Source organism: Clostridium aromativorans, from assembly GCF_020908015.1.
GTDB lineage: Bacteria > Bacillota > Clostridia > Clostridiales > Clostridiaceae > Clostridium_B > Clostridium_B aromativorans.
On record NZ_JAJJPB010000013.1, the window covers coordinates 47,861 to 60,462 of the forward strand.

General features: G+C 35.4%; 10 protein-coding genes, 1 riboswitch and 1 other annotated feature. Of the genes, 8 read left to right on the plus strand and 2 right to left on the minus strand.

The genetic code is table 11. The annotated features are described in order from the left end of the window. Window positions 1-143: 143 nt before the first annotated feature. Window positions 144-1,553 carry an amino acid permease gene (locus tag LN736_RS11035; protein ID WP_150356132.1) on the plus strand — a complete coding sequence of 470 codons (1,410 nt, stop codon included), beginning with the start codon at window positions 144-146 and terminating at the stop codon, window positions 1,551-1,553. Window positions 1,554-1,755: 202 nt separating this feature from the next. Next, window positions 1,756-1,953: a binding site (T-box leader), on the plus strand. Between the two features lie 157 nt (window positions 1,954-2,110). Further along, window positions 2,111-3,784: a biosynthetic-type acetolactate synthase large subunit gene (gene ilvB / locus LN736_RS11040; RefSeq protein ID WP_229981541.1), complete on the plus strand. Its 1,674-nt coding sequence runs from the start codon at window positions 2,111-2,113 to the stop codon at window positions 3,782-3,784. A gap of 47 nt (window positions 3,785-3,831) precedes the next feature. Here ilvB and LN736_RS11045 read toward each other — a convergent pair whose 3' ends face one another. Together LN736_RS11045 and LN736_RS11050 are read right to left on the minus strand one after the other, a co-directional pair. After that, window positions 3,832-4,623 (minus strand): folate family ECF transporter S component, encoded by a 792-nt coding sequence (locus tag LN736_RS11045; protein WP_150356130.1) that lies wholly within the window; start codon window positions 4,621-4,623, stop codon window positions 3,832-3,834. 131 nt (window positions 4,624-4,754) lie between these two features. Next, window positions 4,755-4,871: riboswitch (THF riboswitch) on the minus strand. A gap of 80 nt (window positions 4,872-4,951) precedes the next feature. Further along, window positions 4,952-5,350: a hypothetical protein gene (locus LN736_RS11050; RefSeq protein WP_150356129.1), complete on the minus strand. Its 399-nt coding sequence runs from the start codon at window positions 5,348-5,350 to the stop codon at window positions 4,952-4,954. A gap of 163 nt (window positions 5,351-5,513) precedes the next feature. Here LN736_RS11050 and nifS point away from each other — a divergent pair, with 163 nt between their 5' ends. The 6 genes from nifS to aspD all read left to right on the plus strand — a co-directional run bounded on the left by nifS (window position 5,514) and on the right by aspD (window position 12,601). Further along, window positions 5,514-6,683 (plus strand): cysteine desulfurase NifS, encoded by a 1,170-nt coding sequence (gene nifS, locus LN736_RS11055; protein WP_229981542.1) that lies wholly within the window; start codon window positions 5,514-5,516, stop codon window positions 6,681-6,683. A 32-nt stretch (window positions 6,684-6,715) separates the two neighbouring features. Then, window positions 6,716-7,792: a tRNA 2-thiouridine(34) synthase MnmA gene (gene mnmA / locus LN736_RS11060; RefSeq protein WP_150356127.1), complete on the plus strand. Its 1,077-nt coding sequence runs from the start codon at window positions 6,716-6,718 to the stop codon at window positions 7,790-7,792. Between the two features lie 48 nt (window positions 7,793-7,840). Beyond that, window positions 7,841-8,989 carry a double-cubane-cluster-containing anaerobic reductase gene (locus LN736_RS11065; RefSeq protein ID WP_150356126.1) on the plus strand — a complete coding sequence of 383 codons (1,149 nt, stop codon included), beginning with the start codon at window positions 7,841-7,843 and terminating at the stop codon, window positions 8,987-8,989. Window positions 8,990-9,129: 140 nt separating this feature from the next. Next, on the plus strand, window positions 9,130-9,936 hold the full coding sequence (locus LN736_RS11070; protein ID WP_150356125.1) for a DUF166 domain-containing protein: 807 nt from the start codon (window positions 9,130-9,132) through the stop codon (window positions 9,934-9,936). A gap of 89 nt (window positions 9,937-10,025) precedes the next feature. Further along, a complete protein-coding gene (gene dapB, locus LN736_RS11075; protein ID WP_229981543.1) occupies window positions 10,026-10,823 on the plus strand; it encodes a 4-hydroxy-tetrahydrodipicolinate reductase in 798 nt (265 codons plus the stop codon). A 164-nt stretch (window positions 10,824-10,987) separates the two neighbouring features. Further along, window positions 10,988-12,601 (plus strand): aspartate 4-decarboxylase, encoded by a 1,614-nt coding sequence (aspD, locus tag LN736_RS11080; RefSeq protein WP_229981544.1) that lies wholly within the window; start codon window positions 10,988-10,990, stop codon window positions 12,599-12,601. Window position 12,602 lies beyond the last annotated feature (1 nt).

Here is a 12,602-nt window from a genome sequence, read left to right on the forward strand (position 1 = left end):
GGTGTTGATTTGCAATTGCAAATTAAAACGATGCATTGTTTAAGTTTTCAAGTTAGTATTAATAATTATTAAAACCTATAGGAATATTAAAAAATTTTTTTGATTCTGAGTTGCAATAAAATATATGAGGGGGCAATAACTTTATGAAAGATATATTTAGGAGAAAATCTATAGATAATCTCATAGCAGAAACTAAAGGTAAAGAATCTTTAGAGAAGGTATTGGGATCTTTTGAACTTACCATGCTTGGCATTGGAGCAATTATAGGTACAGGTATATTTGTACTGACAGGGATAGCGGCAGCAAATTATTCTGGACCAGCTCTTATAATATCATTCATCATAGCAGGTTTAGCCTGTGGTTTTGCTGCGCTGTGCTATTCAGAAATTGCGGCTATGGTTCCAGTAGCCGGAAGCGCATATACCTATGGATATGCAGCACTGGGAGAATTTTGGGCATGGATTATAGGCTGGGATTTAATTCTGGAGTATGCGTTTGCAATTGGCACGGTGGCCATAGGATGGAGCGGATATTTTAACAGCATATTGGGAAGCTTGGGAATTACACTTCCGGCTGCTATTACGAAAGCACCTTTTGAAGGCGGAGTAATAAATTTACCTGCAGTACTTATACTTGTGCTTATAACTGGTATTTTGATAGCAGGTGTAAAACAGAGTACTACTACAAATAATATAATAGTTGGAATAAAATTAGCGGTAGTATTATTATTCATAGTGCTGGGAGTAGGACATGTAAAGCCGGCTAATTGGCATCCGTTTATGCCTTATGGTTGGAATGGGGTTTTTGCTGGTGCTTCAGTGATATTCTTTGCTTATATAGGATTTGATGCAGTTTCTACTGCAGCGGAAGAAGTTAAAGATCCTCAGAAAGATTTGCCGAAAGGTATTATAAGTTCATTGATTATTTGCACTGTATTGTATATTGTAGTATCAGCTATATTAACAGGTATGGTTCCATATTTGAAATTTAAGGAGACAGCAGCTCCTGTGGCCTTTGCTCTTCAGCAGGTAGGTATAAATTGGGGTTCGGCACTGGTTTCGGTGGGTGCAATTTGTGGTTTAACTTCAGTTTTGATTGTTATGATGTTTGGACAGACTCGTATATTATTTGCCATGTCTAGAGATGGACTACTTCCAAAGGTATTTGGACACGTTAATCTAAAATTTCATACACCTGTAAAGAGTACATTGCTGGTAGGTATTATAACCATGGTTGTAGCTGGATTTACTCCAATAGGAATTGTTTCAGAACTGACCAACATAGGTACGTTGGCAGCGTTTATAATAGTATCTGCATCTGTTATAGTTTTAAGGAAGACAGAACCTAATAGAGAGAGAAGTTTTAAGGTTCCATTTTCACCTGTTATTCCTATGCTCGCTGTAATATCCTGTGCATTCTTAATAGCACATCTTCAAAAAGTAACTTTGATGAGATTTGTAGTATGGCTTGCTTTTGGATTAATTCTTTATTTTATATATGGATACAAACACAGTACTATTACCGAAGACAATAATCAGGAAAAAGTAATTTAATATTTCAGCCATAATAAAATAAATTATGTATGAAAAAATAGATACAGGAAAAATCTGTATCTATTTTACTCATGTAGATAATAGAATATTAAAAAAAGTATGAACAAAAAATAAAAAATTAAAAAAACTATTGACATTTAGAGCATAAGGTATTATTATCGTCACATATAATAAATTAATTTGTGAATGTAATTTAAAAATATATAAAACCGTGATAGGGAAGAGTAGGTAGTAAAAGATTTTAAAGAGAGTGAGATAAGGTGAAAGCTCATAGATTATAAACTATTGAAAATCACCCTGGAGTTGTAGGCTGAAATAGAAGTAAGCTGTACCGGTAAAGCCGTTATTGTAGTTGAGAAAAAAATTGGGTGGTACCGCGAACCAAACTCTCGCCCCAGGGTGAGTGGTTTGGTTTTTTTATATTCTAGTTTTAAAATATATTGAGAAAATATATGCAATTTACAGAATTATCACAAAAATTCATTCTGGTCTAAGAAGAAAAAATATAAAATTAAAATAAAGTATGTTAAAAAATTAACAATTAGGGGGCTTTGTATATGAAATTAAAGGGTGCAGAAGTGTTATTAAAATGTATGTCAGAACAAGGGGTGGATACTGTTTTTGGCTATCCTGGAGGTACTGTCCTTCCCATATATGATGCTTTGTACAATTCAAAGGATATAAATCATATAATGACTGCTCATGAGCAAGGGGCTACTCATGCTGCAGATGGATATGCTAGATCTACTGGAAAAACTGGAGTAGTAATTGTAACTTCGGGTCCGGGTGCAACTAATACAGTGACTGGAATCGCAACAGCTTATAGAGATTCCGTTCCCATTGTGGTGTTTACGGGACAGGTGTCTTTAAAGTTACTTGGAAAAGATTCTTTTCAAGAGGTAGACATCAGGGATATTACCTCATCTATAACTAAGAAAAATTACATGGTTGAAGATGTAAAAAATTTAGCAGGTATTGTAAGAGAAGCCTTCAGGGTAGCTGTCAGTGGAAGACCGGGCCCTGTGGTCGTAGACATACCTAAGGATATACAGGAATCAGAAGTTGAGTATAAGCCAGAAGTAGATGATTTAGCTGTATCTAAAAATAAGATAGGCTTTAATCAGAGAGAATTTAAAGACAGGCTAGATGAAGCAGTTGATATGATAGATGATAGTGAAAGACCAGTTATATATTCAGGAGGCGGTGCAGTTATATCTGGAGCTCAAAGAGAACTTATGGAATTGGTTAAAAAAATAGATTCTCCGATTACCTGTTCTCTTATGGGAATTGGAGCTTTTCCAGGAAATAATAAAAGCTATATGGGAATGGTGGGCATGCATGGCAATCCCTGTTCAAATTATGCTGTGAATAATTGTGATTTGCTTATAGCCATAGGAGCGAGATTCAGCGATAGAGTTATAAGCAAAGTGGAGGATTTTGCTCCTAAAGCTAAAATAATTCATATAGATATAGATTCAAGGGAGTTTGACAAAAATATTAGTGAGGATATTTCCATAAAAGGAGATGTGAGAGAGGTACTCAAAAGGATAAATAAGAAGGTGAAAAATGCCAGTCATGAAAAGTGGATGTATAGAATAAAGCAGTGGAAAAGTGAAGAAAAGGATCCCTTTGAAAAAAATTGTAGATTAAGTCCTAAATATATAATGAACTGTCTTTATAAAATTACTAAAGGGGATTGTATAATAACTACTGAAGTAGGACAAAATCAAATCTGGACTGCTCAATATTTTAAATTTTTAAAGCCCCGTACATTCATATCTTCCGGGGGACTTGGAACTATGGGATATGGATTGGGAGCGTCTATAGGTGCATCTATAGGAAACCCCGGCAAAAGGGTAATAAACGTAGCAGGAGATGGAAGTTTTAAAATGAATTCAGTTGAACTTGCTACTGTGGCAAAATATAAACTGCCCATTGTACAATTACTTTTAAATAACCATGCTTTAGGTATGGTATATCAATGGCAGGATATGTTTTACAATAAGAGATTTTCAAGCACAGAGCTTGGACAGGACGTGAATTTCATGGAATTGGGAAAAGCTTATGGTATAGAAGCTTTTAAAATAGAGTCCAATGATCAGGTGGAAGAAGTTTTAGTAAAGGCTTTAAATTTAAATAAACCTGTTATAGTAGAATGTAATATAAACAGACAGGAGAGGGTTCATCCCATTGTTCCACCAGGTGCTGCTATAACGGAAATTATAGCGTAGAAAAAGAAATTGTCTCAAACTTTGCCATGAGACAATTTCCTTTTGTTTTAAGCTTTTTTTACTATTCTACCCTCAAATAATTCATAGGAATACAAAAGTATACATATGATGTAGGAATTTACTATAGTCATGAGCAGAGTTTGTACTATCCGTGGTATCCACATAATCATAAATCCTTTTGTCATAAGAGCTGGAGTGAATATCAGCAAAATACAAGTATTTGCAGTGGAAACAATAATTCCGGAAATTCCAAGGGAGATGGCCAGTTTAAAATAGTTGCTGTTTATGAAATCACGGGCTTTTCCAGTTCCCTTTTTAATGAACATATTTATAATAAACAGTACTATTCCTATAACGCCTATAAGCATGAAGCCGGCGACCATATACTGAGACTTTGTACCCAGTGATATTAATAATTTGCCCAAATAGGACTGGGCTGCAAGTTTTGTTACCATAAAATTGAATAAACCTATTAGAAATAAGAGTATAAAAAATGCATTGTAATAATTTATTATTTTATGCTCTTCAGTGTTCTTAATACGTTTCCATATAACAGCAGGTAAAAAGCCGGCAATTACATTGGTGATGGTAAGCAGGGGAATATATGCCCCCATGGGAGTTATTATGTATCCCAATATATCTACCAGTCCTCCTGCAATTCCGCCATAAAGCGGGCCGAACAGAAGTCCCGGCATTACATAGAATATGGCACTAAAACTTATTCTCATAGTGAGTATACCACCTGCAGCTATTAATATGGAAAAAGATCTTAAGACAAGTGCAATGGCAATAAATACGGCAGTAGTAACGAGAAATTTTGTATTCATTCTATTTTTCATATCTTTTACCTCCAGTGTTTATTTGATCTAACTTTACAAGGAGTTAATTGATTTTCAATAGAAACACCTCTTTTCTCTTTAATGTGGTCACATTAAAGAGAAAAGAGGTAAATACAAGATCCCTTTAATGTAACAGCGGAAGCAATATTATATCATAAGCTTTAAATCAATAATGTAATGCATTTAAGCTTTTCGTTTAGAGACAACCTCCCATTCTCTAACACTTTATGCATAATATTTACTCTGCTACCTATATTTTAATTATATAAAATGGCATGCATATTGTCTATATATTTTGCATGATATGAAGAAATTTCGACTTTGATATTTAATTTAGAAGTTCTTTTACATCTCTGTAAACAAGTATATTGGAAATTCCACCGTAATATCTTATTATGCCGTCTATTACTGTTATAGGTGGGGTAAATCCTTGTTCTATAACTTTTTTTACCTTAGCATCATCAGTTGAAAAATTGAGATTACTTAATTCTATAAATTTTATATCTATATTTTGTGCTACATCACTTATTTCTAGAAAATTTTTTAAATTGCCATATAGATCGTAAGTTCTTCTAAAGATCAATTTGTCTGATGAACTCTCATTTTTGCCGGATTTGCAATTTGAGCAGTTTGAACATTTAAAACAACTTGAGTCTTTGCAGCTGCAGTAGTTGATACCAGATAAAATGGAATCTTTATTTCCATATACTGCTATTTTTATTTTCATATGATAAAATCCTTTCCTATCCTAAATTAGATATTTTATAATAATTTGAATTTCGCTTATGTTGACAAAAACTCTATTTAAAAATAGAATTATTATATTGCAGTAACTTACTACATTTATGCATAAACTGTATAAAAATTTTATTATATGGGAGGGACAATCGATGAAGAGAGAAATATATATGGATTATGCAGCTACCACCTTTGTTAAGCCAGAGGTTTTGGCGGAGATGAATCCATATTTTACTGAGAATTTTGGCAACCCTTCTTCGGTTTATTATATATCAAGAAAAACTAAAATGGCAATAGCTAAAGCCAGAGAGGGTATATCAAAGATTATAAATGCAAATAAAGATGAAATATTTTTTACAAGTGGAGGTTCTGAAGCCGACAATTGGGCTATAAAGGGAGTAGCACTGGCTAATAAAAATAGGGGAAGACATATAATAACTACAAAAATAGAACATCATGCCGTATTGAATACATGTAGATATCTAGAAAATCATGGCTTTAAAGTAAGCTATCTCTCTGTGGATAAATTTGGAAAAATTGATTTACAGGAGCTTGAAAATTTAATTACGAAGGATACTATACTTGTGTCTGTTATGTTTGCAAATAATGAAATAGGCACTATAGAGCCAATAAGTGATATAGGTAAAATCTGCAGGAAAAAGGGAGTTCTATTTCACACTGATGCAGTTCAAGCTGTGGGAAATGTTCCCATCGATGTGCAGTCTATGAATATAGATTTGCTCTCGATGGCATCACATAAATTTTATGGCCCAAAGGGTATGGGAGCTCTTTATATAAAAAGGGGAACTAAGATAGACAGTCTAATTCATGGGGGTTCTCAAGAGAGAGGGAGAAGGGCCGGTACAGAAAATATTGCAGGTATAGTTGGTATGTCGAAAGCATTGGAGATTGCAGCTTCAAATATGGATGAAGAGAGAAAGAGACTAATATATTTACGAGATAAGCTAATAGATGGGCTTTTGAAAATACCGTATGCTAGTTTAAATGGAGATAGAACCTGCAGACTGCCAGGTAACGTGAATATAAGTTTTGAATTTGTAGATGGTGAAATCATGGTCATGTCTCTGGACCGTGAAGGTATATATGTTTCCACGGGGAGTGCATGTTCCGCAGGAGCAGTAGAACCTTCCCATGTACTCACTGCAATTGGGCTTTCTGAGAAAGAAGCCAAAAGCTCTCTAAGGCTTACTTTAGGGGCAAAAACTACAGAGGATGACGTGGACTATGTGATAAAGGTCCTAAGCCGCAGGGTTTCTGACTTTAGAAAAAGTAATAAAAGATGGAATGAAAGATCACATTAGATAATTTCTTCTAAGTGGAACAGGTGATAAATATGGTAAAAAAAGTAGTAGTGGGTATGAGCGGAGGTGTGGACAGTTCTGTGGCAGCATATCTTTTGAAAAAACAGGGATATGACGTTATAGGAGCTACCATGCAGGTATGGCAGGATGACGATTATTATCAAGGTATGGAGGGAGGGTGCTGTTCCCTGAGTGCGGTAGATGATGCCAGAGCTGTAGCATACCATTTGAAAATTCCTTACTATGTTATGAATTTTAGAGATGTATTTAAACGGAATGTAATAGATTATTTTATAGATGAATATGTGAAAGGCAGAACTCCCAATCCCTGCGTAGCTTGTAATAAGTATATAAAATTTGAGGAGCTTTTAAAAAGAGCGGTGGAGCTGGGTGCAGATTATGTGGCTACAGGTCACTATGCTACGGTGGAAAAAGTAAATGGAAGGTATGTCCTGAAAAAATCAAAAGACGTTAAAAAGGATCAAACCTATGCTCTTTACAATTTGAGTCAATTTCAACTGGCGCATACACTCATGCCCTGTGGTGTATATAATAAGGAAGAAATAAGAAAAATAGCAAAAGATATAGGCCTTGGGGTTCATAATAAAAAGGACAGCGAGGAGATATGTTTTATACCTGATAATGATCATGGTTCTTATATAAAAAGATGTGTACCCGGTAAGATTAAGGAAGGTAATTTTGTAGACAAAAATGGAAATGTACTTGGGAAACATAAAGGAGTAGTCTATTATACTATAGGACAGAGAAAGGGTCTTGGAATAGCTTTGGGAACGCCTATGTATGTTGTAGATATAAATCCGGCTGCAAATGAAGTTGTGCTTGGGAAACAGGAGGATATATTTAAAAAAAATTTAATTGCAGTGGATGTAAATTTTATGGCTTTTGAAAAATTGGAAAAACCCATGAAAGTTCAGGCCAAAATAAGATATTCTGCTGTACCTGCAGAAGCAACTATAAGTATGGAGGATGAAAAAAGGGTAAGGGTTGAGTTCTCAGAAAAACAGAGAGCCATTACAAGAGGTCAATCTGTAGTATTTTACAGTGGAGATATTTTAATTGGAGGCGGAATAATTGAAAGTGTGCAGTGATTCATGTTAAAATTATAGAATAAATACAATGGTAAAGGAGATTTTAATATGAATGATCTGCCGAAAGTGTTTGATGATTTTAGCGATTCTAGAAAAAAGGGATTTATAAGAATAAAAAACCTCAAAGATGAGGGCAAAAAAGTCGTAGGTACTTTTTGCACGTTTACCCCCTGGGAGATTATAAATGCTTCTGGTGCAGTATCTGTGTCCCTTTGTGCTAAAAGTGATGAAACCATAGAAGATGCTGAAAAATATCTTCCTAGAAATTTATGTCCTCTCATAAAATCCAGCTATGGATTTGCAATAACTGACAAGTGCCCTTATTTTTATTTTTCTGATCTTATAGTAGGAGAGACTACCTGTGATGGAAAAAAGAAAATGTATGAATATTTATCCAAAGTGAAGAATGTACATGTTATGCAGCTTCCCCAAACCAGTGCAGGTGAGGATTCCTTTAAGTTATGGAAGAATGAAATATTAAAGCTTAAAAGCCACTTGGAGAAGGAGTTTGGCGTCAGCATAACGGAACAAGAAATTCGGGAATCTATAAAAGTAAGAAATAAGGAAAGAAAAGCTTTAATGGCATTTTCCGCATTGGGAAAGATGGATCCACCGCCTATAACTGGACTTGAAATGCTTAGAGTTTTAAGTGGTGCTTCTTTTAAATGGGACAAGGATGCAGAGATAGAGGAAATATATAATTTGATAGATGATGTTGTAAAAGAACAGAAAAATGGGGCAGAAAAGGTTTCACAAGATGCTAAAAGAATACTTGTGACAGGATGTCCTTTAGGAGAGTCAACTGAAAAGATAATAAATGCCATAGAGGGAAATGGCGGGGTAGTGGTTTGCTATGAAAATTGTACAGGTATAAAGGAAACCAGTAGACTGGTAGATGAGGATAGAGAGCCGATAGATGCACTTACTGAAAAATATTTAAATATAGGCTGCTCCTGCATGACTCCCAATGACAATAGGACAAAGCTTATATCAGAGCTTATTGATGAATACAAGGTTGACGGTGTAGTAGATGTAATTCTCCAAGCATGTCATACTTACAGTGTGGAGTCCTATGGGATGAAAAAATTTGTTACGGAAAAAAAGAATATACCTTATATGAACATTGAAACGGATTACTCCCAGGCAGATATAGGCCAGATAAAAACCAGGATATCCGCATTTATAGAAATGTTGTAATAAAATAGGGCTTGAGTTTTTCAGTGTTTATAAAAATAATGGTAAAACTTGAGTCCTTTTAGTCAGCACCAAAATTACTGAAAATTTTTGCAATATGATATATCGTGTAAAACAATGCTTTATATATGGGAGGAAAGATGATGAAGATGCTTATAGTCTGTTCCGAAAAAAGCAGTAAATTACCTGAAAATGAATTTTATATAAAAACGGACAGCAGGTTTGCAAATTCAAAATTCATACCTAATATGATTGATTCTAAAGAGGTATGTACAGTATGCGGCAGGAGATGTATGTGGTGTAGGGGAAGGTACAAATTAAATTTTAAAGATAGTATAAGTGAAATAGTAAAGCTTCCTGACTTATATAGAAAATTTGAGGATTTTCCATTGAAATATCTTCCAAGTAAATTTAAGGAACATGATATAGCTGTGTTGTTGGGAATACATGAGGATATAATAGTTGAGATTCCAAAATTGCTGCATAATAGTGGCGGAAAAGCATTAATAGCAGCTTGTGAGAGTGGAAAGTGGGTATCTAAATGGACAAGGGAAAAGTTAGTGGATGAATGCAAAAAAAACCGTCTGCAGTATGCATTTCCCAAACCATTTTGTACATTGAATTATGGAAAATTTCCTCTTATAAATGAATTTATAGATACTTTTAAAATAGGAAAACCGAATTTCAGATTGTTTGTAGACAACAGAAATATAATAAGGAAAGCAGAAGTTATCATATCTGCGCCCTGTGGAAATGGTTACAATATAGCCAGGCATCTGGAGGGGAAAAAACTAGGAGAAGAAGCGAGAAGAGCCCTGGCCAAATATTGGCATAGTTATCCTTGCCTTGGAGATATGCATATAGATGGTGAACTTGGTGACACACCTCTTCATATAGCAGGATATACTCATTACAGTGCGTTGGAAAGGGCTGAAATAATAAGAATTTGAGAAATTTTTTACATAGTGTATTGCCTTTTATATGGGTATATTATAGAGTGAAATTAAAAGTGAACAGAGGATGGAGAGTGGGATTGTATATGAATATACTAGTGACGGGACCTAGGGGGAAAATGGGAAGACTTATTGTAAAAATGGCTGAGAATACTGATGGATTGAAAGTAGTCTCAGCTGTGGCTCCAAAGGGAAGAGATTATATAGGAAAGGATGTGGGATTGGTATCTGGGTTGGGCAAATCTATAGGGGCTGAAGTGACAGATGATTTGGAATCCGTTATAGAAAGATGTGATGCTGTAATTGACTATACTACACCGAAATTTTCCATGGAGGTTATGAGAAAAGCATTGGAGTATAAGAAAGGAGTTGTTTGCGGTACCACTGGATTTTCGGAAAATCAATACGATGAGATAAAGAAGCTTTCAAAGCATATACCACTTATAATTGCCGCTAATACTTCCATGGTGGTAAATCTCATGTATGAACTTTTGAAAATTTCAGCACAAGCTATAGGAAACATGTCGGATATAGAAATAATAGAAATGCATGACAGATATAAAAAAGACGCCCCCAGCGGAACTTCAAGGGAAATGGGAGAGATTATGGCTAAAGTTCTTGGAAAAAATCTAAAAGAGGTGGCCGTTTATGGAAGAGAGGGCGAAGAGCCAAGAAAAGAGGGAACCATAGGATTTCACTCGGTAAGGGCCGGGGACATATCAAGCAGCCACACTGTTATATTTGGTCTTATGGGAGAGAGACTTGAAATTACTCACCATGCATACAATTGGGAATGTTTTGCCAGAGGAGCATGCAGGGCAGCACTTTTTTTAGAAGCGAAAGAATCTGGAATTTATGGTATGGAAGACGTGCTCAGGATATAGGGGAGAAAAGGATTTGGCAGTTGCTAAATCCTTTTTTATGGATACATAATATATTTTCTCATGAAAATAATATACAGTAGCATATATTTTTAAATGAACCAATCGATGTATGGTAGATGTAAAGTGAGGAAATATTAAAATAATAGATTGTAGGAGAGAAAATCATGGGTAATTATAACATTCAACGTAGAGAAATAGAAGCTATATATGGAAAAGTAAGTCCCTTTGAACTTAAAAATAGGTTGATAAGCTTGGCCGAAGAATCTAAGGAGGCAGGAATACATTCCCTTTTAGATGCAGGAAGAGGAAATCCAAATTGGATTTCAGCTGCACCCAGAGAGGCCTTTTTTACCTTTGGGCATTTTGCTGTAGAAGAGAGTAGGAGGGTATGGAATGACAATGATCTGGCAGGTATGCCGAAAAGGGATGGAATTGCAGCTAGATTTTTAAATTTCATGAGAAAAAACAAAAGTGAACCGGGGATGGAAACACTTGAGAAGATGATAAATTACGGAATTACCATAAAGGGATTTGATGAGGACGAATGGATATATGAGCTGACAGATGGAATTATTGGGGACAATTATCCACAGCCAGGAAGGATACTCAGGCATGTAGAAAGCGTTGTCCACGATTATCTTATTCAAGAATTGTGTTATAATGAACCACTTGAAAGGAAATTCAATCTTTTTGCGGTAGAGGGGGCCACTGCAGGTATGTGCTATATTTTTGACAGCCTTATAGCCAATAACATGCTGTCTAAAGGGGATAAAATAGCAATTATGGTTCCCATTTTTACTCCATATCTGGAAATTCCGCACTTGCCAAGATATGATTTTGAAGTTGTGGAACTGATGGCCAATGAAGTTACAGGACAATATTCCTATGAAGAATTAAAAAAGATTTCAGATCCTGGTATAAAAGCATTATTTATAGTGAATCCAAGTAATCCGCCTTCTATAGCTATGAGGCCTGTTATAGTAAAAGGATTGAAGGAGATTGTAGAAAAGAGTAATCCTGATTTGATGATTATATCAGATGATGTGTATGGAACTTTTGTAGAGAATTTTCATTCTCTGATGGCAGATCTGCCATATAATACCATAGGAGTGTATTCATTTTCCAAGTACTTTGGAGTAACGGGATGGAGACTTGGAACTATTGCACTGTATGAAGACAATGTATTTGATAAATTATTGGGCCAGCAGGATGAGGACAAAAAAGAAAGGGCAAAGAGGAGGTATGCGGCACTTTCAACGGAATCTGAAAAAATTCCTTTTATAGACAGAATAGTGGCGGACAGCAGACAGGTAGCCCTTAATCATACAGCAGGATTGTCTACGCCGCAGCAGGTTCAAATGGCTTTTTTCGCGCTGTTTGCTTTGGTGGATAAAAGAAATAGATATAAGGATCTGGTCAATTCCATATGTCACAGGCGGAAAAAGTTGTTATTTAATGGGCTGGGGCTTGAATTAGATGAAAATTCCTTTGATGCTTCATATTATGCCCAGTTTGATCTCCTGGAATGGGCAGAACAAAACTATGGAGGAGAGTTTGCAGATTACTTGAAAGATAATTATAAACCTATAGATGTTCTCTTGAAGCTGGCAGAGGAATCTTCAATAGTACTTCTGGGGGGAAGCGGGTTTCATGGTCCTAAGTGGTCCATAAGGATATCTCTTGCAAATTTAGATGATGAATCCTATTCACAAATAGGAGAAATTATTCACAGCATACTAGAAGAATATGTTGCAAATTGGGAGAATACAAGAGAATAAA

Excerpts from the sequence above, each read along its gene's own strand:
- ilvB (WP_229981541.1), top strand. The coding sequence starts at position 2,111 with ATGAAATTAAAGGGTGCAGAAGTGTTATTAAAATGTATGTCAGAACAA.
- LN736_RS11035 (WP_150356132.1), top strand. The coding sequence starts at position 144 with ATGAAAGATATATTTAGGAGAAAATCTATAGATAATCTCATAGCAGAA.
- dapB (WP_229981543.1), top strand. The coding sequence starts at position 10,026 with ATGAATATACTAGTGACGGGACCTAGGGGGAAAATGGGAAGACTTATT.
- aspD (WP_229981544.1), top strand. The coding sequence starts at position 10,988 with ATGGGTAATTATAACATTCAACGTAGAGAAATAGAAGCTATATATGGA.
- LN736_RS11065 (WP_150356126.1), top strand. The coding sequence starts at position 7,841 with ATGAATGATCTGCCGAAAGTGTTTGATGATTTTAGCGATTCTAGAAAA.
- mnmA (WP_150356127.1), top strand. The coding sequence starts at position 6,716 with ATGGTAAAAAAAGTAGTAGTGGGTATGAGCGGAGGTGTGGACAGTTCT.
- nifS (WP_229981542.1), top strand. The coding sequence starts at position 5,514 with ATGAAGAGAGAAATATATATGGATTATGCAGCTACCACCTTTGTTAAG.
- LN736_RS11050 (WP_150356129.1), bottom strand. The coding sequence starts at position 5,350 with ATGAAAATAAAAATAGCAGTATATGGAAATAAAGATTCCATTTTATCT.
- LN736_RS11070 (WP_150356125.1), top strand. The coding sequence starts at position 9,130 with ATGAAGATGCTTATAGTCTGTTCCGAAAAAAGCAGTAAATTACCTGAA.
- LN736_RS11045 (WP_150356130.1), bottom strand. The coding sequence starts at position 4,623 with ATGAAAAATAGAATGAATACAAAATTTCTCGTTACTACTGCCGTATTT.